Below are 25,344 nucleotides of genomic sequence, written 5' to 3' on the forward strand. Positions count from 1 at the left end.
TGCGCCCCGGCGTGCCATGATGTTGACATCGCCGGACAGGAGGATGCCATGGGTCTGCGCTTCATCTTCATGCTCACGCGCAACGACAAGACCGTCGCAGACGCGATGGATCACCTGCAGACCGCCCTGCGCGAGGGCGTCCGCCACATCGGCTTCAAGGACGTCGGCCTGCCCGTGGCCGACCTTAAGACTCTGAACCGTGCCATCAAGGAAGGCGGCGCAACCTCCTACCTCGAGGTTGTCTCCCTTGATCGCGACAGCGAGGTGGCCTCGGCCCGCGCTGCGGTGGAGATCGGCGTCGATATCCTGCTCGGAGGGACAAGGGTCGACGACGTGCTGCCTGTCATCGCCGGCAGCGATCTGGAATACTGCCCCTTCCCCGGGCACATCACCGGTCATCCCAGCGTGCTGGAAGGCAGCATAGAGGAGATCACCGAGAGTGCCCGCCGGCTGGCCGCCCGCGAGGGCGTGCATGGTCTCGATCTTCTGGCCTATCGTGCCACATGCGACGTGCCTGCGCTGATGCGATCGGTTTGTGCCGCGGTCGACAAACCCGTCTACATGGCCGGATCGATCGACACACCGGAACAGGTCGACGCCGTAAAGGCCTCGGGTGCCGCGGGCTTTACCATCGGCACCGCTGCGCTTGACGGCAAGTACCCGGCGACGGGGCGGGATCTGTCCGCGCAACTGGCAGCGATCATTCGCGACGTCGCCGAGGTGAACAATCACCTGTCTCCCTTTCACAAGGAAAACCTCACCGCCGCCTTCGGCGGCCTTGTCGAGGCCTGGACACCCAAGGTGGCCGGACAGATCAACGGGATGCAGGTCAAGCTGGCCCGCTTCGAGGGGGAATTTGTCTGGCACTTCAATCCCCGGGAAGACAAGCTCTTTTTTGTGCACCGCGGTCGCCTTCGGATGAAGTTCCGGGATCGCGCGGAAACGGTAGAGGAAGGCGAGTTCATCGTTGTCCCGCACGGCGTGGAACATTGCCCGGTGGCGCTGAACGGCACCTGTGACGTCCTCCTGCTGGAACCCGAAGTGCCCCTTCAAACCGGCCCCTCTGCCCCCAGCTTCGCCGGCCATCGTCTCTCCTGAGGCTCAGAGACCAGTCGCCTCCCATACGGATTGCGACCCCGTCCACTGAATGCTAGCCCAAGGATGCGGGCCCATTTTGCTGCGCTCGGACCACCTGCCTTCATTTCGGATTTTGCAATGACCAACACGGACCTCGCTCTTCTCGACAATGGCAGCCTCTCCGTCGGGATCTCACCTCTCGGCGCCGAGCTGCAATTCATCCGCACTGCCGCGGGCCTCGACCTGCTCTGGCACGGAGATGCCGCCTTCTGGACCGGACGCGCGCCGATCCTTTTCCCGATCGTCGGCCGCGGGCCGGATGACCAGATCGCCGTAGATGGTCATCTCGTCGCGATGAAGCAGCACGGTTTCGCCCGCCGCAGCCAGTTCACGCTTGCCGCTTCCGGGCCTGACTTTGCGCGTTTCATCCTGACCGACAGCGACGAGAGCAGGGCGCTCTATCCATTCGCCTTCGAAATGGCCATCACATATCGCCTCGACGGTGCCAGCCTCTCCGTGGCTGTCGATATCCGGAATGACAGCGAGGTGGCGATGCCGTTCGGCCTTGGGTTCCATCCGGCCTTCGCCTGGCCTCTGCCCGGCGCAGGTCAGGCTCCGCACGTGATCACTCTCGCCAACGGGGCCGAGCCGGCACTGGCCCGCCTGCAGGGCGGCTACCTTGCTCCCGAACGGCATGCATCGCCCTTTACCGACGGCCGCCTGACGCTTGACCACGCGCTCTTCGAGGACGACGCCATGATCTTTCCCGAAGGCAGCGGAACGGGCCTGCGGTACGAAGCGCCCGGCACCTCTGCCCCTGTCCTGCAGTTCACGTTCGAGAACACGCCGAACCTCGGCATCTGGACCAAACCCGATGCGCCCTTCCTCTGCATCGAGCCCTGGCACGGCATGGCGGCGCGTTTGGGTGCCGGCCCCGAGATCGCGGAGCGCCCGTCCTCGGTCAGCCTCGCGCCCGGCAACACGGCGCATTTCGGCTATTCGGTAACGATCAGCGACCCTGAGTGAAAAAGCACCACGACAGCGGTCTCGTCAGGCGGAAATTGCGTTGACCTCGCCCTCTGGCTGGGCTAATTCCGCCTGACAACGCGGGTATAGCTTAATGGTAAAGCCCCTGCCTTCCAAGCAGGCTATGTCGGTTCGATTCCGTCTACCCGCTCCATCCTCCAAGACACCATGAATGATCCGATGTGCCCTTCGCCGTCTCACGCGAACCGCATCGGCGAAAAGGGCGTGACGTCTATCGGCGGCTCCTGACCAGTCATCATATCAGCAAGGAGACGACCCGTCGTCGCACCAAGCGTGAGCCCTAGATGACCATGCCCGAAGGCCACGAAGGACCGTTTGCGCCCTGGGATCGTCCCTATGACAGGCAGAGTGTCGGGCAACGAGGGCCTGTAGCCCATCCAGGGTTTGCCCCCTGTCGTGTTGAGCCCCGGCAACACGCGAGTGGCATGCTGTACCATGGCACGCGACCGTGACCAGCGCGGCCGCGCCTTCAGTCCGCCCAGCTCCACCTTGCCGCCGACCCGCAGTCCCATGGACATGGGGGTCATGTAGTAGCCTGCTTCTGCGACGCAGACAGGGCGCCTCAAGGCAACGCCCGGCTCGGGCAGTGTCGTGTTGTATCCACGTTCGGTGTCCAGCGGCGGCAGATAGCCCAAGGTCTCGGACAGAATCGCGGAATGAGCACCGCAAGCAATGACGACGGCATCGTAGGTTTCTGCCTCGCCTCCCCCATAGTGAAGCCGGGCGCCTGCGGGGCCTTCCTCCACGCGCCGCACTTCGCGCTGCTCAAAATGCCCACCCCGTTTCAGGAAAAAGGAGAAGAGACGACGCACCAATTGCTCGGGATTAATCGTGTGCCTGACGCCCGAAAGCAGCACCGCGGCTGAATATTTCTCCGAAATAGCCGGCTCGACCTCCCTCAGGCGGGCCGCATCCAGGATCTCGTAAGGCACACCACGTCGCCCCATTTCCTGCCACTCGGAAAGGCTGCCGCGCAGGGCGGCCTCGCTGCGATAGATATAGAGCACGCCCTCTTGCCGTAGCAGATCATCGCTGCCGGCCGCCTGCAGCACGGGCACCGTATCCGCCATGACCCGCGCCATGATCGACTGTAGGGCATCTGCATTTCGTGCGGCTGCCTCTGGCCGACCGGCCGCGACGAACGCACCGAGCCAAGGCATCAGCGCCGGCAGATGGCTCCAGCGAATGGACAGGGCCCCCTGAGGATTGAGCAGCATGCCCGGAACCTGGCGCAGCAGACCGGGATGAGCTTCTGGCAGCACGGCATAGGTCGCAAAAACGCCAGCGTTTCCCTTGGAGGCCCCGGCGGCTGGTCCGCCCCTGTCGATCACCACGACCTCCGCGCCACGTTCCTGAAGCGCCAGCGCACAGTGCACGCCCACGACTCCCGCTCCAACCACAGCGACACGCATTTTATTTCCCCATGCCTTCTTTGGCACTCAAGAAATCTCAATTCGTACGTAGAGGGAAGACCTGTCACGCCGGAAGTACGACATTCGGACGAGAAACTGCTTTCAGCGCGAAACTCGAGAAAGGCGCCCTTCAAAAAAGGGCCCCTTTCATCGTCGCACAGCAATCGCTTTGTAATTCAGCGTTTTGTCAGGCGGCCTTTCAGGCGGCCTTGTCGGCCGACGAGGAGCTGTCCGCCGCGGCCTCGCTCTGAGCCCGCGCTGCGGCTGCCGCCTCCTCGGTCCGGGCCGCACGTCGTGCCGCTCCTGCCGCTATCCCCGCTCCAAGGCCCTGCATCAAAGCTGCAACCAGCCCCGCGGTAGAGGCCGCGTCCGGCGGTGGTGAGCTTGTCGGATGCGCCATCGGCACGGGTCGATCCCGCCCTGCCAGCGCAAAAAGAATCAGCCCCAGACCGCTGTACACGCCACCGATCACGAGCGCCGCGAATAGCGTACTTCGGATGTCCGAGAGGTAGATCCATGCGGCCGAGGTCAAAAAGGCCAGACCAATGATCAGCAGGATGGCGCCGCCCGCGGAAAATCCCGCTTTCTTGGCTGCGCGGGCGACGGCGTATTTGAGCGATCCGAACATCCGGGCGTCAGCGCCTCGACATCAAAAGGCCGACGAGAAAACCGATACCGCTTGCAATTGCAACCGCGGAGGCGGGGTTTTCACGAACGGCAGTTTCCGCCTGCGCGTAGGCTTGGCGTGCCTGTGCTTCAGCCTGGGAGTAGGTCTCTTCGGCCTGCCCCTTCAGCTTTTCCGCCTGGGCTCTGGCCTGCGCACTCATATTTTCCTTTTGGGCCTTGCCGTAGTCGGCAAGCACACGGGTCAGCTCGGCCACGTCCTTTTGCAAGGTATCCAGTTGGGCCTGAATTGCAGCTGCATCCGTCTTTGCCTTGGCACTTTCCTCAGCTGCCTTGGCATTGTTTCCGTTCGTAGAAGCCTGAGCCATCTCACCACCCTCCATCAGGATAATTTTCGTCCTGCGTGGTCAACGCATCGCATGCGTGTCAGTTCCAATGCTACTCAAATCTGTCTCGTGCGTCCAGATATCGCGCCCCGGCGGATTGCCCGCTGTCCAGCCGGTCAATCCTGATCCTGATCGAGAGCGAGCGGCTGCATCAATTCCGGCCCCTCTGCCCTGTTCGAATTGATCTCCTTGCCGACAGGCCAAGCCTCGAGCACCTCGTCATCGGCGGGCGTCATCAGGCGCGCCGCCCCCTTCCCCTCCTCGCCCAGCCAAAGGCTCCATTTGTCCTTCTCGATAATCACCGGCATCCGGTGGTGAATCGGTGCCAGCACGCCGTTTGCCGCGGTTGTGACAATGGCGCAGGTCACGCAATGTTCCGCGCCCTGCCCCCATTCCTGCCAGATCCCGGCCATGACAAGCGGCGTCTCGTCTCGGCGGCGGATGAAATAGGGCATCTTCTCCTTCCCGTGGCGAGCCCATTCATAGAAGCCGTCCGCGGGTATCAGGCACCTGCGTGCCCTGCAGGCCTCGCGAAAGGCCGGCTTGTCCGCGATGGTTTCGGAGCGGGCATTGATCAGAAGGGGGCCATCGGCCGGTGACGTGTACCACTGCGGCACGAAGCCCCAGCGCATCGCCACAAGGCGCCGTGGTCCGGGCGGGCCGTCGCCACCCCGGACCACCTGTATCGGGACCGTCGGACAGACGTTGAAATTGGGGATCGACGGCAGGTTGTTGTCCGGCGCAGCCTCGAACAGCCGGGCCATGGAATCGGCCGGCATGGTGGTGGCAAATCGTCCGCACATGGGAACTCCCCTACCCTGTCTGAAATAGGTTTATGCACCGCCTGCAACCTAACGGGCCGCAGCCCTCCCGGGGCACGATCTTCGCCGGTTTCAGCGGCGCCAGGCCTGACGGGCAATATCGATTTTCACTTCCATCATGGACATCTCCTTCATGATGTCCTTGCGACGGGTACGGTCATTCTCGGCCAGCAGTTCTGCCCGCAGAGCCTTGAGTTGCCGCGACAGGCTGACAAACTCCGGCTCTCCCCCGGCTTCCTTTGCCAGTCGGTTCAACAAGGCATTTTCCGGGTCGTCGCATTTCGGCAGCGGCTTACCGGCGCCGGGCAGGTTGTCGAAATCGCCCCGCGCCTCTGCCTCGGCGATGCGCTGGCTGATCAGGTCCATCAACGGGTGATCCATGTCATGCCTTCCTTTTTCCTGCTCCTCCGGCCTGCTTCGCCGTCATGAAGCGTGCCATGCCCTCCGGCCCCCAGACGACCCGGACATCATAAAATTCCTCTCCGAAAGGCACGCCTTCCGGTATCTGCACCCAGTCCATTCGCGACCGGGCATAAGCGTGGGCCGCGATCTTCAGCCCATGCCCGACATCGAGCGTGCCGACCCGCACGAAGGACAGGAAGGGCCCTGACATCCGGTAGGTCGACCAGAGCGCCACGCCGCAGGTTGCGCAGCAGATGACGTCCTGCCCCTGCCCAGACGATGTGGGCCGGAACCGAACCTCCGTCTCGCCATGGACAACGCTGACCGCCGCGCTCTCGATCACAGAGTTCACCACAAAGGCGGACCCGGTGTCCCGCTGGCAGTCCCTACAATGGCATACATGGGTGATGATGGGTGTTCCTGCAACCTCATAGCACACCGCACCACAACTACATCTGCCCTGCATCTCGGCCTCCCCTGCTGGAATGGGAGCATCCTACCGCCGCAGCACGCGCCGACATAGCCCCTCGCGCGACGGAGGTCATGGTATACCGCGTACAAGGCTCATTGACCTCATCAGCCAGGATTTCAGCCATGAGTCTTTCCCTTCGGAAATGGGCCACGCCCGTCACAGCAGCCACCTTCCTCGTCACGGCGGTCACGGGCGTGGTGCTCTATTTCCACGCTGGCGGCAGCCTGTCACGGGATGCCCATATCTGGATCGGGTTCGCGATGATCGCGGCCCTTGTCTTTCACATCCTGCTGAACTGGCGGCCCGCAAAATCCTATCTGCGCAAACCGGTACCGGCCGGCATCCTGGCGCTCGGACTGGTGTCAACGGTAGCGACCTCCGTGAATTTCGCCTCTTCCGGGCAGCCCGGTGTGACCCCCGGCATGCTCTTCGGAGCCTTGGAGCGCGCGCCTGTCGGAACGGTTGCGGAACTGGCCGGACTTGACCCCGACGCCTATGTCGGCGCCCTGCAAGCTGCGGGTTTCGAGGGCGCCACCATCGACAGCACGATCACCGACCTTTCGGCCGGAGACCGAGCCCGAGGACAGCAGGCCATCAATCTGGCCTTTGCGGCCAGTGGCGCGAACCAGGAACATTGAATCAATAGCCCCGCCCGGATCGCATCCGGGCGGGGCACGACAGCATCGCTGTCTAGTCGTCGGACCGGGTGGCCCTTATTTCACCACGATACGGCCGTCGGTGTAGGGCTGATAGGGTGCGTTGGCAGCGATGAACTCGGCCGTCACGTCTGCCAAGTCAGGGCCGTAGTCGTAGGCATTCATCGCGTCGACGAACATCTTGTAGCCGTCGCCCCCGTTGCGAACGTAGTTGTTCGACACCACACCATAGACCTTCTCGGGGTCGATCGGCTCGCCACCTACCATCACGTCGGAAATCCGGCTGCCCACTTCGGCCGAGGGATCAACCGTAAAGGAAACTCCGGCAACCTGCGGGAAGCGGCCCGCGCCGTCGGCCATTTCGGACACGCCGTTTTCAAGCGCTTCCACGAAGGTGGCGCCGGTGACCTGGAAGGTCGACAGGGTGTTCTGGAACGGCAGGACGGAGATCACTTCGCCCATGGAGACCTCGCCCGCGTCGATGGACGCACGCAGGCCGCCACCGTTCTGGATCGCGATCTCGACGCCCTGATCCTTGACACGGTCGAGCATCGCATCTGCCACCAGGTTGCCCATCGGGCATTCAACGGCACGGCAAACCTCGCGGCTGCCCTCGATCGCCTCTGCCGTCTCTGCAACGATGGTCTGCTTCATTTCTTCCAGCGGAACGGCAAGCTCTGCCACCCGCGCCTTGGAAGCCTCGTCTTCGGTGACCGAGGCATCCAGAAGCTTCGGCGCACCGGTGATCTCGATCAGGTTGCCCTCGTCATCGAAGGTCACGCTCAGCTCGCCGAGGTACTTGCCATAGGCATAGGCGGTCACCACCGGAACATCGCCGACCATGGTCGGATAGGCACCGAGAGCGCCATCCATGTCGCCCAGCAGCGTGTGGCTGTGGCCACCGATGATCAGGTCGACACCGGTAAGCTCGGACGCCAGGCGCTGATCCTCGGCGTAACCGACATGGGAAAGCAGGATGATCTTGTTGACGCCTTCGGCGGTCAGCTTGTCGATCTCGGCCTGGGCCGCGGCGGCATCGCCGGAGAAGATCACGTTCGGGCCGGGCGAGGAGGTCTCGGGGGTATCTTCCGCCAGAACGGAGATCACGCCGATCTTCTCGTCACCGGGGATCAGAACGACCGATTTGCCTACGCGCCCCGACAACAGTTCATCGCCGCTGACATCGATGTTCGCGGACAGCACCGGGAACTCGACCTTGTCGAGGAAGTTCGACAGCCCTTCCGGGCCCTTGTCGAACTCGTGGTTGCCCACGGCCATCGCGTCGTAGCCCAGCTTGGACATGAATTCGGCCGCCAGGTCGCCCGCATATTCGGTGAAGAAGAGCGAGCCCTGGAACTGGTCGCCGGCATCGAGCAGCAGCACGTCGCCGGGCGCGGCGGCGCGTGCCTCGTCGATTGCAGTCACCATGCGGGCAATGCCGCCGAAGCAGTCGCCTGCATCGTTGTCTTCGGCCGAACAAGTCGAATCGTACTTGCTGATCGGCTCGAAACGGTCGTGGAAATCGTTGGTGTGCAAAATGGTCAGGTTGTAATCGGCCATTGCGGCACCGGCACTCAGGGCCAGTACTGCGGCGCTTGCCAGCAGGCGAACAGGCATCGCGGCATCCTCTCTTATTGAACTTGTTATGGGCGAATGCTGCATCGCCCCCGCAGACAAGTCAAAGCCGATCTCTGCGTCATCATGATGACATTGCGGTAGCATGGCATCCCCGCCCAAAGCGTCACCGAAACGTCATGAAAATGTCACACACCACGAAACGTGGGCATTTTCGAAGGTTCGGGAACAATCCGCGCGGCGCCCTGTGAATTGCCGGATCCCGCCCCCGCAATACCTTGACCCGCATGACAATAGAGGGCATCCGGAGAGCATCATGATTTACAAGATCTTCACCGCAGACCAATGGCAGCAACTGCAGCGCGACGGCAGCACCAAGGGTGCGCCGATTGACCTGCAGGACGGTTTCATCCACTTTTCCACGTCGGAACAGGTGGCCGAAACCGCAGCGAAACACTTTGCCGAACAGGACGCGCTGATCCTGGCGGCGGCCGACCCCGAGAGCTTTGGTCCTGAACTGAAGTGGGAGGTCAGCCGCGGTGGTGCGCTGTTTCCCCACCTCTATGCCGAGCTGAAACTTGACCAAGTGACCGACCACTGGTCGCTGGCGCTCTCTGGTGGGCGCCACCTGTTCCCCGAAGGATTGCTATGAGCGGCGACGGCGGGAGCCCGACGCCCGGGAGCCTGTCACGTGGCATCGAGAGCCTGGGCCTCGGCCTGCTGCATCGCTTTGATCCGGAGCGGGCGCACGGGCTGTCACTGACAGCGCTGAAGGCCGGCGTTGTGCCACTGCCCGGCCCGGTCACCTCTGACCGCCTGAAGACTCGTGTTGCCGGTCTCGACCTGCCGAACCCGGTGGGCCTCGCCGCGGGCTTCGACAAGAATGCCGAGGCCCTCGCACCGCTGTCGCGGGCCGGTTTCGGTTTCGTAGAGGTCGGTGCAGCCACGCCACGGCCGCAGCCTGGCAACCCCAAGCCGCGTCTGTTCCGGCTGACCGAAGATCGCGCGGTGATCAACCGCTTCGGCTTCAACAACGAGGGCATGGAGGCCATTGCCGCCCGGCTGGCGAACCGGCCGCGCAACGCGGTGATCGGCCTCAACCTCGGCGCCAACAAGGACAGTGAAGACCGCGCCGCGGATTTCGCCAAGGTGCTGACGCGCTGCGGGGGCGACATTGATTTCGCGACCGTGAACGTCTCTTCGCCCAACACCGAGAAACTGCGGGACCTGCAGGGCAAGGCGGCCCTGTCGGCGCTGCTGGCCGGGGTACTCGAAGCGCGCGCGGCCCTGCCCCGAGCGATCCCGATCTTTCTGAAGATTGCGCCAGACCTCGATGCGCAGGGCCTTGAGGATATCGCGGAGGTCGCGACCACGAGAGGTATCGATGCGGTGATCGCCACCAACACGACCCTGTCGCGCGAGGGGCTGAAGAGCGCCCATCGCGACGAGACGGGCGGCCTGTCCGGCGCGCCGCTCTTTGAAAAGAGCACCCGGCTTCTGGCCCGATTGTCGGAAATGACGGCAGGCGCTGTGCCGCTGATCGGCGTTGGCGGCATCGCCTCAGCCGAGGATGCCTATGCCAAGATCCGCGCCGGCGCCTCTGCCGTGCAGCTCTACTCTGCGCTGGTCTATCAGGGGCTGTCCCTGACGGCCGACATCTGCCGCGGTCTCGAGGCGCTCTTGGCGCGCGACGGCTTTGACAGCGTGTCCCAGGCCGTGGGCACCGCAAGAGGGGACTGGCTGTGATCACCATCTGGCATAATCCGCGATGCTCGAAATCCCGCGAAGCCCTGGCCCTGGTCGAGGCAAGCGGACAGAAGTTCACCACCCGGAAGTACCTCGAGGAGGTGCCCTCCGAGGAGGAACTTCGCGCTGTCAGGGCGCTGCTGGGCCTCCCTGCCATCGAGATGATGCGCACCAAGGAAAAGCTCTTTTCCGAGCTGGGCCTTTCGAAAGACGATCCGACCAGCACGCTGATTGCAGCGATGGCCGAACACCCGAAGCTGATCGAACGCCCGATCCTGCTGAAGGACGGAAAGGCCGTGATCGCGCGCCCGCCGGAGCGGGTGCACGAGATCCTCTGAAGCACCTCTAGCTCAGGCGCGGGCGGTTACGCCCGCCTCGAGCGAGGGATAGCGCCAAGCCAGCGTGATGCCCCGGGCGAGATAGCTGATCAGGTAGCAGGCCCAGAGGCCGGCATTGCCCATCAGCGGCAGCAGAACCAGCAGCGAAGCGACATAGATCAGCAGGCTGAGCGCCATCATGTTGCGCATGTCGCGGGCCCGGGTGGCGCCTATGAAGATCCCGTCGAGCATGAAGGGCCAGACGCCAGCAAGGGGTGCGGCCACGATCCAGGGCAGGAAGTGGCGGGCGGCCTCGCGCACGTCCGGCGCCGTGGTCATCGCATTGATCACCAGGCCGCCGGCCAGGGCAAAGACAACGGAAAGACAGGCGCTGATCCCCAGAGCCCAGACACTGCTGAGCGCGGCGGCCCGGCGCAGGGCCGGTCGGTCGCCGCGCCCCGCCGCCTGGCCCACCATGGCTTCGGCCGCGAAGGCGAACCCGTCGAGCGCGAAGGAGGTGATCATCATGAACTGCATCAGAACCTGGTTCGCTGCCAGTGTGACATCCCCGAACCGCGCGCCCAGGAACATGAAGCTGACAACGATGGCCTGAAGCATCAGGGAGCGCAGCAGGATGTCGCGGTTGACCAGTGCCATGCGCGTCAGGCGCAGGCGGTCGAAGACCCGCGCCCAATCGCGCCAGGCCGGCACCCGGAACGCCGCGCGGCAGAGCCAGAGACCGATAACGAGCCCGCCCCATTCCGACAGGAAGGTTGCCAGGGCCACGCCGTTGACGCCCCTGTCGAGACCGATGACGAAGAGGAGATCCAGCAGGATGTTGATGGCGTTCATCGTCAGCTGGATCACCAGCACCGCACCCGTGCGCTCCTGGGCGATCAGCCAGCCGGTGAGGCCGAAAATCGCAATGGCGGCGGGCGCCGAGAGGATACGGATCGACATGTAGCCACGCGCCATGGCCTCGACCTCTTCGGAGGCGGGCGTCACGCGGAAGGCCATGGCGAAGAGCGGCGCCTGGACGAGGATCAACGCAACGCCGGCCGCAAGGCCGATCATCAGAGCGCGGGTCAGCAGCGCCGCGACCTCGGGCCTGTCCCCCGCCCCGGCCGCATTCGCGGTCAGGCCGGTGGTGCCCATGCGCAGGAAACCGAAGATCCAGTAGAGCGAGGAGAGAACGACCGCGCCAATACCCACCGCGCCGATGGGCGCGGCCTCGCCCAGATGGCCGACGACGCCGGTGTCCACCATGCCCAGAACGGGCACCGTCGCATTGGCCACCACGATGGGCAGGGCGATGCGCAGGACCCGTCCGTGTGTCAGGGGACCCGAGGCGGCCGCCTCCGGTGCCAGGCTCACTCGTCGGGCTCCGCCCCGGCATCGGGCATGCGAAAATGCCCGGTCGCCATGGCGATCGGCCGGGCGCGGTTGTCCTGCCAGGCTTCGGCGCGGACGCTTGCATAACGACGTCCGGACCGGGTGACGATGGCGCGGGCATAGGCATCGCGCGGCAGGCCGGAGCGCAGGTAATCGACCGTCAGGTCGATGGTCTTGGGCAGGCGCGGCAGCTTGCCCCCTGCGACGTCGACAGGGTTGATCCTGCCACTCTCCAGCTCTTGCCAGAGCATCGACCAGCTGAGACCGATGATCGCGGTCACCTCGAGAAAGGCCGCCGTGGCGCCACCGTGCAGCGCCGGCAGCACCGGGTTGCCGATCAGGTGGTCGGAATAGGGCAGAATGGCGGTGAGCTCGTCTCCGCGGCGGTCGAAATGCACCCCGAGGAAACGGGTGTAGGGCATACCCGCGACCAGGGCCTCGAGCGCCGCATCGCGTCGCTGCTTGATCACCTGGACGGGCTCGGGCTTGCGCGGACTCATGAAGCCTCTCCTTCCCCGGTTTCATCTTCCCCGCCTGCGTCGGCTTTCATGCTAAAGGTGAAGGCCCCGGCCGCGGTGGCGACCGGGTCGTCCTCATTGTCGTCGAGGGCCACCGCGCGCACGAAGGCCACGGAGCGGGTCACGTGATAGCACTCGGCACGGGCGCGGATCGTCTGACCCGGCGTGGCCGCGCGCATGTAGTCGATACGCAGGTCCAGTGTGGCCGTGCCGCCGGCAGATCGCGGATGGCAGATCACCGCGGCACCGCAAGTGGTGTCGAGCAGCGCGGAGACCGCACCGCCGGCAATCACGCCGGTCTCGGGATCACCGATCAGCTTCTCGTCGTAGGGCATGGAAAACCTCGCCTTGCCCTCGCCCATCTCTCCCAGCGAAAGATTGAGGGCGCGGGCATGCGGCAGGGCGGTGATGAACTGTCTGGCGAGGTCGGCTTGCTGACTGTCTTGAGGCATGGCGGGGAACCTTTTCGGCGCATACAATCGCCAATTCGCGCAAAGCACAACCTCTGCAACCTTTCTCTGCGCAGCCCTGTTGCCCTTCCCGGTTAGAGCGCTTAGCTTTGAACGGTGGGTGGAAAAATCTGATCTGGCGATGTCTGACCGTAAGCTGAGCTTCAAGGAAATGTGCGAAAGGTTCGAGGTGACGCCGCGAACCTTGCGCTATTATGAATACATCGAGCTGCTGCAGCCCGAACGCGATGGCCGTGCGCGATGGTACGGACCGCGCGAGGTGGCCCGCATGACGCTGATCATGCGCGGACGCAGGTTCGGGTTCTCGCTGGAGGAAATGCGCCAGTGGCTCGAGATGCGCGAGCAGGAAGGCTCGGAGGCCCAGATGCGCATCTGGGTCGAGATGGCCGACCGGCAGATGCAGCAGCTGGAAGAGCAGCGCCGCCAGATCGACGAGGCCATGGAAGAGCTGCAGCAGCTGCGTGACACCACGGCCCAGGAACTCGATCGCCTCTGACAGAAACAGCCAGCCCGGCATGATTCTCCTATTGGATTTCTCCACGGGACGGAACCGGCGCCTGATTTTTGCGCGCCCCGTGTCTTTGCATTTGGAGGATCGCGACGATAGCAGTGCGGCAGAAAACCGCCGCTTTACTGCCATCCAACGATCTTCGGGCCGCCCGTGGCAGGCAAATCCCCTTTCCCTGGCTTACCCGGCGTGAGTTTCCTCTCGCGCGGCAATCTATGGTTGCTGTATTCACTGACTCGCTGGTCATAAATCTGCCCGAATTGTCAGACAGAGACCTGATCAGGGATGTACAGCCACGGGGGGTGGCTGTCGGGATCCGTCCGCAGCACCGCCAGACCGGCGGCGCAAGGGGCGTGCGTGTCGTTCTTCGGCATGGTCATCGGCACGAAAGCTCTCCGCATTTCGGGAAACGAAATTGCGCCTGCCGCGGCGTCATTTGAAGTTATCCAACGTCACGAAACACGTGACGTGACGTAGTGCTTACGTCAACTTCATCTGACGTTGTACCTAGGGCCTGTGACTTGCATTGCTGACCGAACGATAAAAATCGGAAAGGTGAGTCATGAAAGACACCGACAACCTAATGACGATCCGCGCGATGTGCGATGCCTTCGAGGTCACTCCACGCACACTGCGCTTTTACGAAGCAAAGGAGCTGTTGTTTCCGATCCGCGAGGGCCAGAAGCGCCTCTTTACGCGACGGGATCGTGCACGTCTGAAACTGATCCTGAGGGGCAAGCGTTTCGGCTTCAGCCTCGAGGAGATCCGCCAGCTGCTCGATCTTTACGACATGGACGACCAGCAGCAGACGCAGCTGTGCCGGACCCATGAAGTCGCAAGGGAGCGTCTCGATGCCATGGAAGCCCAGCGAGCCGAGCTCGACGAGGCGATCACGGAACTGAAAGAGCAGATGGAATGGGTGGCCCGGATGATCGACTCGATGAAGCAGTCGAAGGACGCTGCCGAATAGGCAGGATCCGCCGCCGGGCCGGAGAATGACGGCCAAGGGAGAGAAGACATGCCCAGCTATACCGGACCGGTAGACGACCTGCAGTTCGTGATCCACGACGTCCTGAACATCACGGCGACGGATGTTCCGGCCTATGCGGAGCTCGACCGCGATTTCACCGCAGCCATTCTTGGCGAAGCGGCCAAGATCTCGTCCGAGGTCATCGCGCCCCTCAATGTCGTGGGGGACTCCGAAGGGGTGACCCTCGAGAATGGCGTCGTCCGGACGCCCACCGGGTTCAAGGAAGCCTTCGATCAGCTTCGCGACGGCGGCTGGACCGGGCTCGACTGCGATCCGGAGTATGGCGGGCAAGGCATGCCCTACATCATGACCGTAGCCACCGGAGAGATGTTCTCCGCAGCCAACCAGGCTTTCATGATGTACCCCGGCCTGACCCATGGCGCATATTCCGCCATCCACGTGCATGGCACCGAGGCCCAGAAGCAGACCTACCTGCCCAAGATGGTGACCTGTGAATGGACCGGCACCATGAACCTGACCGAGCCACATTGCGGCACCGACCTGGGGCTGATGCGCACCAAGGCCGAACCGCAGGACGACGGCTCCTACCTGATCACCGGGCAGAAGATCTTCATCTCTGCGGGCGATCACGACATGTCCGACAACATCATCCACCTGGTGCTGGCCAAGATCCCCGGCGGCCCGGATGGCATCAAGGGTGTCTCGCTCTTCATCGTGCCCAAGTTCATGGTGAAAGAGGATGGCTCGCTCGGCGAACGCAACGCCGTATCGGTCGGCAAGATCGAGGAAAAGATGGGGATCCACGGCAATGCCACCTGCGTCATGAACTATGATGGCGCAAGGGGCTTCCTGCTGGGCGACATGCACAAGGGCATGCGCGCCATGTTCACCATGATGAACGAAGCGCGCCTCGGCGTGGGCATGCAGGGCCTCAGCCAGGCGGTTGCCGCCTACCAGAACGCGGTGATCTACGCCAAGGACCGCCTGCAGGGGCGCGACGTGACCGGCGCCAAGAACCCCGACGGCCCCGCCGATCCGATCATCGTGCACCCGGATATCCGCCGCGCGCTGATGGACCAGAAGAGCTTCATCGAGGGCGCCCGCGCCTTCGGTCTCTGGGGCGGCATGATGATCGACCGCGCCCGTTCGATGGACGACGCCGAGGCGGAAGGCATGATCTCGCTGCTGACCCCGGTGCTGAAGGGCTTCCTGACCGACCAGGGCTTCGACATGACGGTCCAGGCCCAGCAGGTCTATGGCGGCCACGGCTACATCGAGGAATGGGGCATGTCGCAGTTCACCCGCGACGCCCGGATCACCCAGATCTACGAAGGCGCCAACGGCGTGCAGGCCCTCGACCTGGTGGGGCGCAAGCTGTCCTCGAACGGCGGCAAGCCGGCGATGGCGCTCTTCGGCATGATCAAGAGCTTCTGCCAGGAAAACGGCGAAGACCCGGAGATCGCCAAGGACTTCATCGAACCGTTGAAGGCCGCCTCGAAGCAGCTTCAGGAGGCCGCGATGTTCTTCATGCAGAACGGCATGAAGAACCCGAACCATGCGCTCGCCGGCTCCTACGACTTCATGCATCTCTTCGGGCATGTCTGCCTCGGCTACATGTGGGCGCAGATGGCGATCACGGCAAAGGCCAAGCTCGCGGCTGGCGAAGGCGATCCCGCCTTCTTCGAAACCAAGATCGCGACCGGACGCTACTACATGGCGCGCCGCCTGCCCGCGACGGCCATGCACCTGCAGCGGATCCTGTCCGGCGCCGATACGGTCATGGCGCTTGAAGAAGACGCATTCTGAGACCAGGCCCTCGCGCCACGTCAGACTGCACCGATGGGATTAATCTGAAATGAAGGGGGAGTGCGTCACCTGACGCGCTCCCCCTCTTCTTCCCTCGCCCCGCCCGGGCCCCGGCGTCGCAACGCAACAGGCCGGTCGCCGCCTCCGGCGGGGATATTTCTTGCCAGATGATACTGAGCCGCTGAGCTTTTGGCCCTGGGGCACGAAAGTGGCTCCACGCCGTCCCGCCTCACCGGATTGGCTACCAGATATATCAGGACAGCGCGTCACCTGGCACGCCCATCGGCTTCCCAGCCTGTGGCGCACAATCAGTCTGGCCGTTGTTTGGTTAAAATGAGGTGACCTGCTCCCCGTCATCTGGCCATAAATATCCCACGGGGGTGGGGGGGCGTGAAGCCCTCGCAGGACAACATGCGCACTGGGAGGATCAGATGACCATCAAGCTCTACTGCTTCGGCGAAAGCGGCAATTCCTACAAGGCGGCCCTGCCGCTCGAACTCTCGGGCCTCTACTGGGAGCCCGTGAAGGTGGATTTCTTCAACGGAGAGGCGCGCAGCGCGGACTACACTGCACTGAACATCATGGCCGAAGCGCCGGTTCTGGTGAACGGCGACGTGACGATCAGCCAGTCGGGCGTCATCCAGATGTACATCACCGAGAAGACCGGCAGGTTCGGCGGCGCCACCGCCGAAGAGGCGCGCGAAGTCATGCGCTGGTGCTTCTGGGACAACCACAAGATGTCGTCGCAGGCTGGCAACCTGCGCTTCCTGATGAATTTCCTGCCCGAGGAGAAGCGCCCGCAGGAGGTCATCGGCTTTGTCGCAGGACGGCTGAAGGCCGCGCTGAAGGTCCTGGACACGGCGCTCGCGGGGCGCGACTGGCTGGTGGGTGACGGGCCCACCAATGCCGATTTCTCCTGCTGCGGTTATCTCTTCTACCCGGAGCCCTTCACCTTCACGCGCGCCGACTGGCCCAACATCGACCGCTGGCTGGGCAACATCGAGGCCCTGCCGGGGTGGAAGCATCCCTATGACCTGATGCCCGGGCACCCCTCCGACCGGGGTCTCTGAAACGACGCAAAGTTGACGCGGACGTGGCGGCACGTAAGGCAAACCTACGTAACGTCGCGGTGGAAATCACGGCCGATGAGGCAAAGAGTGTCAGGCGAAACGGGGGCGGAGGAGCCCGCCGTAGAGTCAGGAAGGAGCTGAGGAGACCATGACCGAAGCCTATATCTACGACGCCGTGCGCAGCCCGCGCGGCAAGGGCCGCAAGGACGGCTCTCTGCACGAGGTCACCTCCGTCGCGCTTGGCAAGCAGATGCTGAACGCGCTGAAGGACCGCAATGGCCTCGACGGCCACGCGGTGGAGGACGTGATCTGGGGCAATGCGACCCAGGCCATGGAACAGGGCGGCTGCCTGGCCCGGACCACGGTGCTGGCCTCCGACCTCGACGAAGCGATTCCCGGCCTTTCGATCAACCGGTTCTGCGCCTCGGGCATGGAAGCGGTGAACCTGGCCGCGAACCAGGTAAAGGGCGGCGCGGGCGAAGCCTATATCGCCGGCGGCGTGGAATGCATGAGCCGCGTGCCCATGGGCTCGGACGGCGCGGCCGTGGCCGTGGACCCAACCGTGGCGATGGAGAAGTACTTCGTGCCGCAGGGCATCTCGGCCGACATCATCGCGACCGAGTTCGGCTTTTCCCGTGATGACTGCGATGCGCTGGCCATGGAATCCCAGGCACGCGCCGCGAAATCCTGGGAAGAGAAGCGTTTCGACAAGTCGATCGTGACCATCCGCGACGTCAACGGCCTGCCGATCCTGGACCATGACGAATACATGCGCCCCGGAACCGACATGCAGACCCTGGGCAGCCTGAAGGCCGCCTTCAAGGACATGGGCGAGGTCATGCCCGGCTTCGACAAGGTGGCGATGCTGAAGTATCCGCACCTGGCCGCGATCAACCACGTGCACCACGCCGGCAACTCCTCGGGCATCGTCGACGGCTCGGCCGCCGTGCTGATCGGCAGCAAGGAATTCGGCGAGGCACACGGCCTGAAGCCCCGCGCCCGCATCCGCGCCACTGCCAAGATCGGCACCGATCCGACCATCATGCTGACCGGCCCCGTACCCGCCACAGAGCGGGTGCTGAAGGCCGCCGGCATGGAGATCGGCGACATCGACCTCTTCGAGGTGAACGAGGCCTTCTCGGCCGTGGTGCTGCGCTTCATGCAGGCCTTTGACGTCGACCATTCCAAGGTGAACACCTGCGGTGGCGCCATCGCCATGGGCCACCCGCTGGGGGCCTCGGGCGCGATCATCATCGGCACGCTGCTCGACGAGATGGAGCGCACCGGCAAGGGCACCGGCCTGGCCACGCTCTGCGTCGCCTCGGGCATGGGTGCCGCAACCGTCATCGAACTGGTGTGAGGGAGGATACCATGACCGAATTCACGATGGAGAAAGGCGCCGACGGCGTCGCCGTGATAACCTGGGACCTGCCGGGCAAGTCGATGAACGTGCTGACCATGACCGGTGCGGCCGAGCTGGACGCCTGTGTCACCGATGCGCTGGCCGACGAAGCCGTGAAGGGCATCGTCATCACCTCGGGCAAGAAGGACTTTGCCGCCGGCATGGACCTGAACGTGCTGGCGGGCTTCAAGGAGCAGGGTGCCGAGGGCGTCTTCGAGGGCGTGATGTCGCTGCACCACCTGCTGCGCAAGATCGAGCGGGCGGGCATGGATCCCAAGACCAACAAGGGCGGCAAGCCGATTGCCGCCGCCCTGCCCGGCACCGCGCTCGGGATCGGCCTGGAGCTGCCGCTCTCGACGCACAGGATCTTTGCCGCTGACAACCCCAAGGCCAAGATCGGCCTGCCGGAAATCCAGGTGGGCATCTTCCCCGGCTCGGGCGGCACCACCCGGCTGGTGCGCAAGCTGGGCGTGATGAATGCCTCGCCCTTCCTGCTGCAGGCCAAGCTGTCGAACCCGCAGGCCGCCGTGAAGGCCGGGATCATCGACGAGGTGGCCGAGGATCCGCTGGCCGCGGCCAAGGCCTGGGTGCTGGGCGCGACGGATGCCGACATCCTGAAACCCTGGGACGCCAAGGGCTACAAGATGCCCGGCGGTGCCCCCTATCACCCGGCGGGTTTCCAGACCTTCGTGGGCGCCAACGCGATGATCAACGTCAATACCTGGGGCGCCTACCCGGCCCCCAAGGCGATGCTGAGCGCGGTCTACGAGGGGGCCATGGTGCCCTTTGACACCGCGCTGAAGATCGAGGCGCGCTGGTTCACCAACGTGATCATGAACCCGTCCTCGGGCAACATGATCCGGTCGCTCTTCCTCAACAAGGAAGCCCTCGAGAAGGGCGCGAACCGTCCCGATGCACCCGACCAGACGGTGAAGAAGGTGGGCGTGCTGGGCGCCGGCATGATGGGCGCCGGCATCGCGCTGGTCTCGGCGCAGGCCGGCATCGAAGTGGTGCTGATCGACCAGAAGCAGGAGGCCGCGGACAAGGGCAAGGCCTATACCGAGGCTTACCTGGACAAGGGGATCGCGCGGAAGAAGACCACGCCCGAGAAGAAGGAACAGGTGCTGTCGCTGATCACCGCGACCACCGATTACGCCGCCCTCTCGGATGCGGACCTGATCATCGAGGCGGTCTTCGAGGACCCGAAGATCAAGGCCGAGGTGACCGCCGCCGTCGAGGCGGTGATCCCCGAGGATTGCATCTTTGCCTCCAACACCTCGACCCTGCCGATCACCGGCCTGGCCAAGGCATCGAGCCGCCCGGAGCAGTTCATCGGCATCCACTTCTTCTCGCCGGTCGAGAAGATGCTGCTGGTGGAGATCATCAAGGGCAAGGAAACCGGGCCGCGCGCCGTGGCCAAGGCGCTCGACTATGTCCGTCAGATCCGCAAGACGCCGATCGTGGTGAACGACGAGCGGTTCTTCTATGCCAACCGCTGCATCATCCCCTACCTCAACGAGGGCGCGCGGATGGTCAGCGAGGGCGTCAGCCCGGTGCTGGTGGAACATGCCGCGCGGATGCTGGGGATGCCCGTCGGCCCGCTGCAGCTGATCGACGAAACCTCGATCGACCTGGGTGTCAAGATTGCCACGGCCACCAAGGAAGCCATGGGCGATGCCTATCCGGTGGATGCCAAGGGTGTCGATGACCTGATGTTCTGGCTCTTCGACCTGGGCCGCAAGGGGCGGAAGACCGCGGCCGGGTTCTATGACTACGACGAGAAGGGCAAGCGCACGGGCCTCTGGGCCGGCCTGGAGGAGAAATACCCCCACGCCGAGACCCAGCCGGACCTGACCGAGGTGCAGCATCGCCTGATGTTCGCCCAGGTGCTGGAAGCGGTGCGGGCGCTGCAGGACGGCGTGCTGGAGGACATCCGCGAAGGTGACGTCGGCGCGATCCTGGGCTGGGGCTTTGCGCCCTGGACCGGCGGCCCCTTCGGCTGGCTCGACATGCTGGGCGCCCCCTATGCGGCCGAGCGCTGCGACGCGCTGGAAGCGGCCTACGGGCCCCGCTTTGCCTGCCCCCCGCTGCTGCGCGAGATGGCCGGGAAGAACCAGAGCTTCTACGGCCGCTTCGGCCCCGAGGCGAAGGCCGCCTGAGCCTTCCCCCCTACGTGAAATCGGAACCGCCCGGAGGAGACTTCGGGCGGTTTTTTCTTGACGTTGAGTGGAATGAGGGGCCCTGCCCCCGCGCCTGCGGCGCTCCCCCGGGATATTTGTGGCCAGATGACAGGGAAGCCGGTGCGCCATTGCGGGGCTGCACGGCCCGCATCCGGAGGCAGGCACCTTGCCGGATGGGCCCCGGAGGGATCAGGCCGGCGGCAGGCCCAGGGCCGGGGCGAAGACCTCGATCACGCGGTCGGTGCGCCGGGTCAGTTCGGCAATGTCGGGTGGCGGGGCCGGGTGACGGGCAAGCGCCGTGATCTGCCGCGGCCCGAGGATCGCGCCCAGCATCATGCGCACGAGCTCCACGGGATCTTCGCCGCTGATGGCGCCATCGTCTCGGAGCCGTTCGAAGCGTTCCGTCATCCGCTCGATCAGACTTGAGATTTCCAGACGCTCGAAGCTCTCGCTGAGTTCCGGGTGCAGGTGCGCCTCGGCGATGACCAGGCGGGTGAGGCCGATCTGCCGCGGCTGCAGCAGGAAGGTCACCAGCGCCAGGAGGGTACGGCGGATCTCGTCACGGGGGTCGTCGCCCGGCCGGTAGCCGTAGGGTTGCAGCGGCGGGCGATAGTCATGGGCGCCCAGAAGCGCCTCGAGCGCGGCCTGCTTGTCCGGGAAGAAACGGTAGAGCGTGCGCTTGGACATGCCCGCCTCGGCCGCGATCTTCTCCATCGTGGCGGCAGAGAAGCCGTCGCGGGCAAAGACCCGGTCGGCTGCGGCGACGAGGGCCGCGCGGCGGTCCTCCGGGCTGAGCGCGGGCGGGCGGCCGGTGCGGGGCACCGCCTCTGCCTGCACCTCCTCGGCCGGCTGGTCCGCATCTTTCATCAGCTCTTTCCCTGACTGCATATCGGCTTTCCTCCCTGAAGAAGAGGATAGCCTTGACTTTTGGAAACGCAAGTGTTTCCTAACTTTGAAAACGCACGCGTTTCATATCTTTCCGAAACGCGTTCAGGACATTCAGGAGTTAACGTAACATGGATCGTGAATCGCGCATCCTGGCCATTTGCCTTGGCGCCATCGCGGCGATCGGGCCTCTGGCCATGGACATGTACCTTGCGGCGATGCCCAGTATGGCAGCCGACCTCGGTGCAAAGGAAGGAGAGATCGAACTCTCCGTTATGGCCTTCTTCGTCGGCTTCTGTGCCGGCCAGCTGGTGCTGGGCCCGATCTCGGACAAGACCGGGCGCAAGCCGGTGGTCTTCTTCGGGCTGAGCCTCTTCATCCTGGCCTCGCTGGGCTGCGTCTTTGCGGGCTCGGTACACCAGCTGATGGCCTGGCGCCTGGCGCAGGGCGTGGGCGGCTCGATCGGCATGGTCATCGCCATGTCCTCGGTGCGCGACCGCTTCCGGGGCCAGCAGGCGGCCCAGATGATGGGCATGGTGGTGATCGTTCTTGGCCTGGCGCCGGTGATCGCGCCGCTGCTGGGCAGCGGGCTGCTGATGATCCTGCCCTGGCAGGCGATCTTCTTTGCACTGGCCGCCGTGGCCGCGGCGATCCTGGTGATGATCGTGGTGCTGATGCCCGAGACGCGCTCGGCCGAAATGCGTACCCAGAGCCATCCCTCGAAGGCGCTGAGCACCTTCGGCAAGCTGCTCTTCAACCGTGACTTCATGCCCTATGCCGGCGGCCTTGCCCTGACCCAGGGCGGCTTCTTTGCCTATGTCTCGGCGGCCTCGGTGGTGATGATCTCCTACTTCGGCATGGAGCCGATGATCTTCTCGATTGCCTTTGCAATCAATGCCATCGGCATGACGATCATGGCCAAGACGGGCGCCGGGCTGATGGCCCGGGTCGGCGCGGTGCGCATGGCGCGCTCGGCGATGATCTTCCGCGCGGTGGTCACCGGCCTGATGCTGGTGCTGCAGCTGACGGGCCTGCTGACGCTGCCGGTCTTCCTGGTGCTGTGCTTCCTGGCGGTGGCAAGCCTTGGCCTGGTGATGCCGAGCTGCTCGATGCTGGCGCTGGACAAGCAGGGCGCCAATGCCGGCACCGCCTCGGCGCTGATGGGCGCCATGGGCTTCGGCATGGGCGCGCTCGGATCGCTGGCCGTGGGCCTGCTGACCGACGGGTCGGATTTCGCGCTGGTCCTGGTGCTGGCAACGGGCACGATCCTGTCGATGCTGGTGGCAGTCCTGGGCTTTCGCAACGAGAGCGAACCGGCCTCGGCCCACGCTCACTGAGACCTGCCGGACAGGTCCCGGCCCTGTGCGCGCCTGGGCTGGCGGGCCGGACGGAGCCCCGCATCCTCCTGCGGGGCTCCGGTCGTTTTGCGGCAAGAGGTAAAGAGGGCGCGCGGCGGGCGTTGCGCCTGTCTGTACTGCAGCGCAGCGAATCAGGCCGGATTTGCACGGGTTAACAGGGCAAAACGGCCCCAAACGGCCTGTCGGTATCACGTCGGTATTACGTCGGTATCGCGTCGGTGCGAAAACGCGAATTCCCGCCGTTAAGGCAGCGTGCGCCGCCCCATGGTTAACAGCCCCTAAAATTCCGTAAATCCCGCCTTCGCGCAGCGCGGCCACCTGGCGCCGGGCGCTCTGCCGCTGCGCCGGCCGGCCCTCACCGTCTTGTCAGGCCCCGCCGCGCGGCGGCCCCTTTCCCGGCCCCCCTGCCCCCGGTATGATGCGGCCATGCGCCTGATGCCCGTCCTTCTTCCGCTCTGCCTGATGACCTCCGCCGCACCGGCGCTGGCGCATCCGCATATCTTCATCGACACCGCCCTGACGCTGACCGGAGACGGCCAGGGCCGCGCCACGGGCATCGAGGTCAGCTGGACCTACGACGAGATGTATTCGATGCTGCTGCTCGACGACATGGGGCTGGACCCGGATTTCGACGGTGTGCTGACCGAGGCCGAGCTGACGCAGCTCGACGGATACGACCTGCAGTGGATGGAGGGGTTCGAGGGCGACCTCTACCTGTCCGAGAACGGGGAAAAGGTCACGCTGGGCCCGCCCGAGAGCCGGGGCGTGAGCTTTGCCGACGGCAGGTACACCAGCCGCCATTACCGCGCCATCGAGGGCGACGTGGCGGAGGCCGGCCTGATCATCAAGGCCTATGACCCGAGTTTCTATACCGCCTACGAGCTGACCGGCGGCGTAACGGCCGATGGCGGCTGTCATGCGGAGATCACGCCCCCGAAGATCGACGAGGCCTATGAGGAGCTGGCGGCACAGATGGCAGAGATCCCGCCCGACGCCATGGATTACCCGCAGGTCGGCGAGAAATTCGCCGAGACCGCGGTGATCCGCTGTGACGGGACGGCGGGATGAGCGATGCCGGCGTGACCCGCCCGGCGGCGGTCTTGCGGATCGCGGCGCTGGCCGTGCCGCTGATCGTGCTGGTGCTGCTGGGCGGGCTGGCCTGGTGGCTCTGGGGCATGGGCGGCATGCACGAGATCTCGCAATGGGCGATGGCGGGGCAGCGTGATGCGCAGAACGCCATGGCGGGCACCCTGCGGGGCCTGAGGGCAGGCCATCCCGGGGCGCTGAGCGCGCTGATCGGCCTGTGCTTTGCCTATGGCGTGTTCCATGCCGCGGGCCCCGGCCACGGCAAGATCCTGATCGGCGGCTACGGGGTGGCGAAACGGGTGACGGCGTTGCGGCTGTCGCTGCTGGCGCTGGCCTCGGGGCTGGCGCAGGCGGCGAGCGCGGTGCTGCTGGTGACGGCGGGCATCCTGCTGCTGGGCTGGAGCCGGGAGCGGATGGTGGGGCTGACCGAAGACTGGCTGGCCCCGCTCTCCTATGCGGCCATCGGGGCGATCGGCCTGTGGCTGGCCCTGCGGGGCGGGCGGCACCTGAGGGCGGCACTGCGCCAGCCGGACGTCGCCCCGGAGCCGGCAGAGGCGCAGGTTCACGTGCTGGGACGCGGTACGGGATACCTGAGCGGGCATCTGGCGGGGAACGATACGGGGAATGATACGGGGAACCATGCGGGGAACCATGTGCATGCGCATGGCGCCGACGGCAGCTGTGCCTGCGGGCACCGGCACATGCCCACGGCCGCAGAGGTGGAGGCGCTGCATGGCTGGCGCGATGCGGTGATGCTGGTGCTGGCCATCGCGGCGCGGCCCTGTACCGGGGCGCTGTTCCTGCTGATCCTGACATGGCGGATGGGGATCCTGCCGGCGGGGATCGCGGGGGCCTTTGCCATGGGGCTGGGCGTGGCCACGGTGACGATCGTGGTGGCGCTGGCCTCGGTCACGCTGCGCGCCGGAGCGCTGCAGAGGCTGGCGGATGGCGCCGCAGCAGGGCGCGGCGCGGCGGGGCTGATGGCGCTGGTCGAGATAGCGGCCGGGCTGCTGATTGCCACCGCGGCCGCAGCGCTCGTTCTCCAGGTGATCTGAGGGGAGGTTCGGCGGGTCGTACCCGCCGGCCGGTTGCAGAGGCGTGAAGGCCTGATCGGAGCCCGGGTCAGGCTCTCTTCAGGCTCTT

Annotated in this window: 26 protein-coding genes and 1 tRNA gene; 16 read left to right on the top strand and 11 right to left on the bottom strand. The window is 64.9% G+C overall.

Annotated elements, in window-relative coordinates; all coding sequences use genetic code 11:
• Window positions 1-48 precede the first annotated feature (48 nt).
• The 3 genes from AC0WR5_RS14395 (at window position 49) to AC0WR5_RS14405 (ending at window position 2,257) form a co-directional block, all read left to right on the top strand.
• The gene (locus tag AC0WR5_RS14395; RefSeq protein WP_475864115.1) at window positions 49-1,098 is read left to right on the top strand and encodes a cupin domain-containing protein; all 1,050 of its coding nucleotides are present in this window, start codon (window positions 49-51) and stop codon (window positions 1,096-1,098) included.
• Window positions 1,099-1,215: 117 nt separating this feature from the next.
• A complete protein-coding gene (locus tag AC0WR5_RS14400; protein WP_475864116.1) occupies window positions 1,216-2,103 on the top strand; it encodes an aldose 1-epimerase family protein in 888 nt (295 codons plus the stop codon).
• Window positions 2,104-2,183: 80 nt separating this feature from the next.
• Window positions 2,184-2,257, top strand: a tRNA-Gly gene (locus AC0WR5_RS14405).
• A gap of 43 nt (window positions 2,258-2,300) precedes the next feature.
• Here AC0WR5_RS14405 and AC0WR5_RS14410 read toward each other — a convergent pair.
• The 6 genes from AC0WR5_RS14410 to AC0WR5_RS14435 form a co-directional block, all read right to left on the bottom strand.
• Complete coding sequence (locus AC0WR5_RS14410) at window positions 2,301-3,536, bottom strand: NAD(P)/FAD-dependent oxidoreductase (RefSeq protein WP_475864117.1); 1,236 nt, start codon at window positions 3,534-3,536, stop codon at window positions 2,301-2,303.
• A 199-nt stretch (window positions 3,537-3,735) separates the two neighbouring features.
• Window positions 3,736-4,164, bottom strand: coding sequence for a phage holin family protein (locus tag AC0WR5_RS14415; RefSeq protein WP_475864119.1), 429 nt, complete (start codon window positions 4,162-4,164; stop codon window positions 3,736-3,738).
• A gap of 7 nt (window positions 4,165-4,171) precedes the next feature.
• Window positions 4,172-4,528 (bottom strand): ElaB/YgaM/YqjD family protein, encoded by a 357-nt coding sequence (locus AC0WR5_RS14420; RefSeq protein ID WP_475864120.1) that lies wholly within the window; start codon window positions 4,526-4,528, stop codon window positions 4,172-4,174.
• Between the two features lie 134 nt (window positions 4,529-4,662).
• Window positions 4,663-5,349, bottom strand: coding sequence for an SOS response-associated peptidase (locus AC0WR5_RS14425; RefSeq protein ID WP_475864121.1), 687 nt, complete (start codon window positions 5,347-5,349; stop codon window positions 4,663-4,665).
• Window positions 5,350-5,439: 90 nt separating this feature from the next.
• The gene (locus tag AC0WR5_RS14430) at window positions 5,440-5,748 is read right to left on the bottom strand and encodes a DnaJ family domain-containing protein (protein WP_475864122.1); all 309 of its coding nucleotides are present in this window, start codon (window positions 5,746-5,748) and stop codon (window positions 5,440-5,442) included.
• Window position 5,749: 1 nt separating this feature from the next.
• Window positions 5,750-6,235, bottom strand: coding sequence for a GFA family protein (locus AC0WR5_RS14435; RefSeq protein ID WP_475864123.1), 486 nt, complete (start codon window positions 6,233-6,235; stop codon window positions 5,750-5,752).
• 128 nt (window positions 6,236-6,363) lie between these two features.
• Here AC0WR5_RS14435 and AC0WR5_RS14440 point away from each other — a divergent pair, with 128 nt between their 5' ends.
• Complete coding sequence (locus tag AC0WR5_RS14440; RefSeq protein ID WP_475864124.1) at window positions 6,364-6,879, top strand: DUF4405 domain-containing protein; 516 nt, start codon at window positions 6,364-6,366, stop codon at window positions 6,877-6,879.
• A 75-nt stretch (window positions 6,880-6,954) separates the two neighbouring features.
• Here the strand turns inward: AC0WR5_RS14440 and AC0WR5_RS14445 are convergent, their stop codons facing one another.
• Entirely contained in the window at window positions 6,955-8,514 is a 1,560-nt protein-coding gene (locus tag AC0WR5_RS14445; protein ID WP_475864126.1) for a bifunctional metallophosphatase/5'-nucleotidase, read from the bottom strand.
• Between the two features lie 271 nt (window positions 8,515-8,785).
• Here AC0WR5_RS14445 and AC0WR5_RS14450 point away from each other — a divergent pair, with 271 nt between their 5' ends.
• From AC0WR5_RS14450 to arsC, 3 genes are read left to right on the top strand one after another with little or no spacing between them, the layout of a single operon-like run.
• Window positions 8,786-9,124 carry a DUF952 domain-containing protein gene (locus AC0WR5_RS14450; RefSeq protein WP_475869030.1) on the top strand — a complete coding sequence of 113 codons (339 nt, stop codon included), beginning with the start codon at window positions 8,786-8,788 and terminating at the stop codon, window positions 9,122-9,124.
• A complete protein-coding gene (locus AC0WR5_RS14455; protein ID WP_475864127.1) occupies window positions 9,121-10,218 on the top strand; it encodes a quinone-dependent dihydroorotate dehydrogenase in 1,098 nt (365 codons plus the stop codon). Before AC0WR5_RS14450 ends, AC0WR5_RS14455 begins: the two co-directional genes overlap by 4 nt.
• Window positions 10,209-10,556: an arsenate reductase (glutaredoxin) gene (gene arsC, locus AC0WR5_RS14460; RefSeq protein WP_475869032.1), complete on the top strand. Its 348-nt coding sequence runs from the start codon at window positions 10,209-10,211 to the stop codon at window positions 10,554-10,556. Before AC0WR5_RS14455 ends, arsC begins: the two co-directional genes overlap by 10 nt.
• 12 nt (window positions 10,557-10,568) lie before the next feature.
• Here arsC and AC0WR5_RS14465 read toward each other — a convergent pair whose 3' ends face one another.
• Genes AC0WR5_RS14465 through AC0WR5_RS14475 form a run of 3 tightly spaced genes read right to left on the bottom strand, consistent with a single transcriptional unit; the run spans window position 10,569 to window position 12,897 of the window.
• Window positions 10,569-11,909, bottom strand: a complete 1,341-nt coding sequence (locus tag AC0WR5_RS14465) for an MATE family efflux transporter (protein ID WP_475864129.1) — start codon at window positions 11,907-11,909, stop codon at window positions 10,569-10,571.
• Complete coding sequence (locus AC0WR5_RS14470) at window positions 11,906-12,427, bottom strand: PaaI family thioesterase (protein WP_475864131.1); 522 nt, start codon at window positions 12,425-12,427, stop codon at window positions 11,906-11,908. The genes AC0WR5_RS14465 and AC0WR5_RS14470 overlap by 4 nt, the downstream gene beginning before the upstream one ends.
• On the bottom strand, window positions 12,424-12,897 hold the full coding sequence (locus tag AC0WR5_RS14475; RefSeq protein ID WP_475864132.1) for a PaaI family thioesterase: 474 nt from the start codon (window positions 12,895-12,897) through the stop codon (window positions 12,424-12,426). Before AC0WR5_RS14475 ends, AC0WR5_RS14470 begins: the two co-directional genes overlap by 4 nt.
• 139 nt (window positions 12,898-13,036) lie before the next feature.
• Here AC0WR5_RS14475 and AC0WR5_RS14480 point away from each other — a divergent pair, with 139 nt between their 5' ends.
• The 6 genes from AC0WR5_RS14480 (at window position 13,037) to AC0WR5_RS14505 (ending at window position 20,851) form a co-directional block, all read left to right on the top strand.
• Entirely contained in the window at window positions 13,037-13,411 is a 375-nt protein-coding gene (locus AC0WR5_RS14480; RefSeq protein ID WP_475864133.1) for a MerR family transcriptional regulator, read from the top strand.
• A gap of 574 nt (window positions 13,412-13,985) precedes the next feature.
• Window positions 13,986-14,393, top strand: a complete 408-nt coding sequence (locus tag AC0WR5_RS14485; protein ID WP_475864134.1) for a MerR family transcriptional regulator — start codon at window positions 13,986-13,988, stop codon at window positions 14,391-14,393.
• A 48-nt stretch (window positions 14,394-14,441) separates the two neighbouring features.
• Window positions 14,442-16,220, top strand: a complete 1,779-nt coding sequence (locus tag AC0WR5_RS14490) for an acyl-CoA dehydrogenase C-terminal domain-containing protein (RefSeq protein WP_475864135.1) — start codon at window positions 14,442-14,444, stop codon at window positions 16,218-16,220.
• A gap of 431 nt (window positions 16,221-16,651) precedes the next feature.
• A complete protein-coding gene (locus AC0WR5_RS14495; RefSeq protein ID WP_475864136.1) occupies window positions 16,652-17,290 on the top strand; it encodes a glutathione S-transferase family protein in 639 nt (212 codons plus the stop codon).
• A 148-nt stretch (window positions 17,291-17,438) separates the two neighbouring features.
• Entirely contained in the window at window positions 17,439-18,650 is a 1,212-nt protein-coding gene (locus AC0WR5_RS14500; protein ID WP_475864138.1) for an acetyl-CoA C-acetyltransferase, read from the top strand.
• Window positions 18,651-18,661: 11 nt separating this feature from the next.
• Window positions 18,662-20,851, top strand: coding sequence for a 3-hydroxyacyl-CoA dehydrogenase NAD-binding domain-containing protein (locus AC0WR5_RS14505; RefSeq protein WP_475864140.1), 2,190 nt, complete (start codon window positions 18,662-18,664; stop codon window positions 20,849-20,851).
• Window positions 20,852-21,061: 210 nt separating this feature from the next.
• Here AC0WR5_RS14505 and AC0WR5_RS14510 read toward each other — a convergent pair whose 3' ends face one another.
• Window positions 21,062-21,739, bottom strand: a complete 678-nt coding sequence (locus AC0WR5_RS14510) for a TetR/AcrR family transcriptional regulator (RefSeq protein WP_475864142.1) — start codon at window positions 21,737-21,739, stop codon at window positions 21,062-21,064.
• Between the two features lie 149 nt (window positions 21,740-21,888).
• Here AC0WR5_RS14510 and AC0WR5_RS14515 point away from each other — a divergent pair, with 149 nt between their 5' ends.
• The 3 genes from AC0WR5_RS14515 to AC0WR5_RS14525 all read left to right on the top strand — a co-directional run bounded on the left by AC0WR5_RS14515 (window position 21,889) and on the right by AC0WR5_RS14525 (window position 25,256).
• Window positions 21,889-23,094: a multidrug effflux MFS transporter gene (locus tag AC0WR5_RS14515; protein ID WP_475864143.1), complete on the top strand. Its 1,206-nt coding sequence runs from the start codon at window positions 21,889-21,891 to the stop codon at window positions 23,092-23,094.
• A gap of 447 nt (window positions 23,095-23,541) precedes the next feature.
• Window positions 23,542-24,183 (top strand): DUF1007 family protein, encoded by a 642-nt coding sequence (locus AC0WR5_RS14520; protein ID WP_475864145.1) that lies wholly within the window; start codon window positions 23,542-23,544, stop codon window positions 24,181-24,183.
• Entirely contained in the window at window positions 24,180-25,256 is a 1,077-nt protein-coding gene (locus tag AC0WR5_RS14525; protein ID WP_475864147.1) for a nickel/cobalt transporter, read from the top strand. Before AC0WR5_RS14520 ends, AC0WR5_RS14525 begins: the two co-directional genes overlap by 4 nt.
• The last annotated feature ends 88 nt before the right edge of the window (window positions 25,257-25,344 follow it).

The organism is Pseudooceanicola sp. DL12 (assembly GCF_056270665.1).

Coding starts and splice junctions, on each gene's coding strand:
- AC0WR5_RS14395 (WP_475864115.1), top strand. CDS start 49: ATGGGTCTGCGCTTCATCTTCATGCTCACGCGCAACGACAAGACCGTC.
- AC0WR5_RS14400 (WP_475864116.1), top strand. CDS start 1,216: ATGACCAACACGGACCTCGCTCTTCTCGACAATGGCAGCCTCTCCGTC.
- AC0WR5_RS14410 (WP_475864117.1), bottom strand. CDS start 3,536: ATGCGTGTCGCTGTGGTTGGAGCGGGAGTCGTGGGCGTGCACTGTGCG.
- AC0WR5_RS14415 (WP_475864119.1), bottom strand. CDS start 4,164: ATGTTCGGATCGCTCAAATACGCCGTCGCCCGCGCAGCCAAGAAAGCG.
- AC0WR5_RS14420 (WP_475864120.1), bottom strand. CDS start 4,528: ATGGCTCAGGCTTCTACGAACGGAAACAATGCCAAGGCAGCTGAGGAA.
- AC0WR5_RS14425 (WP_475864121.1), bottom strand. CDS start 5,349: ATGTGCGGACGATTTGCCACCACCATGCCGGCCGATTCCATGGCCCGG.
- AC0WR5_RS14430 (WP_475864122.1), bottom strand. CDS start 5,748: ATGGATCACCCGTTGATGGACCTGATCAGCCAGCGCATCGCCGAGGCA.
- AC0WR5_RS14435 (WP_475864123.1), bottom strand. CDS start 6,235: ATGCAGGGCAGATGTAGTTGTGGTGCGGTGTGCTATGAGGTTGCAGGA.
- AC0WR5_RS14440 (WP_475864124.1), top strand. CDS start 6,364: ATGAGTCTTTCCCTTCGGAAATGGGCCACGCCCGTCACAGCAGCCACC.
- AC0WR5_RS14445 (WP_475864126.1), bottom strand. CDS start 8,514: ATGCCTGTTCGCCTGCTGGCAAGCGCCGCAGTACTGGCCCTGAGTGCC.
- AC0WR5_RS14455 (WP_475864127.1), top strand. CDS start 9,121: ATGAGCGGCGACGGCGGGAGCCCGACGCCCGGGAGCCTGTCACGTGGC.
- AC0WR5_RS14470 (WP_475864131.1), bottom strand. CDS start 12,427: ATGAGTCCGCGCAAGCCCGAGCCCGTCCAGGTGATCAAGCAGCGACGC.
- AC0WR5_RS14475 (WP_475864132.1), bottom strand. CDS start 12,897: ATGCCTCAAGACAGTCAGCAAGCCGACCTCGCCAGACAGTTCATCACC.
- AC0WR5_RS14480 (WP_475864133.1), top strand. CDS start 13,037: ATGTCTGACCGTAAGCTGAGCTTCAAGGAAATGTGCGAAAGGTTCGAG.
- AC0WR5_RS14485 (WP_475864134.1), top strand. CDS start 13,986: ATGAAAGACACCGACAACCTAATGACGATCCGCGCGATGTGCGATGCC.
- AC0WR5_RS14490 (WP_475864135.1), top strand. CDS start 14,442: ATGCCCAGCTATACCGGACCGGTAGACGACCTGCAGTTCGTGATCCAC.
- AC0WR5_RS14495 (WP_475864136.1), top strand. CDS start 16,652: ATGACCATCAAGCTCTACTGCTTCGGCGAAAGCGGCAATTCCTACAAG.
- AC0WR5_RS14500 (WP_475864138.1), top strand. CDS start 17,439: ATGACCGAAGCCTATATCTACGACGCCGTGCGCAGCCCGCGCGGCAAG.
- AC0WR5_RS14505 (WP_475864140.1), top strand. CDS start 18,662: ATGACCGAATTCACGATGGAGAAAGGCGCCGACGGCGTCGCCGTGATA.
- AC0WR5_RS14510 (WP_475864142.1), bottom strand. CDS start 21,739: ATGAAAGATGCGGACCAGCCGGCCGAGGAGGTGCAGGCAGAGGCGGTG.
- AC0WR5_RS14515 (WP_475864143.1), top strand. CDS start 21,889: ATGGATCGTGAATCGCGCATCCTGGCCATTTGCCTTGGCGCCATCGCG.
- AC0WR5_RS14520 (WP_475864145.1), top strand. CDS start 23,542: ATGCGCCTGATGCCCGTCCTTCTTCCGCTCTGCCTGATGACCTCCGCC.
- AC0WR5_RS14525 (WP_475864147.1), top strand. CDS start 24,180: ATGAGCGATGCCGGCGTGACCCGCCCGGCGGCGGTCTTGCGGATCGCG.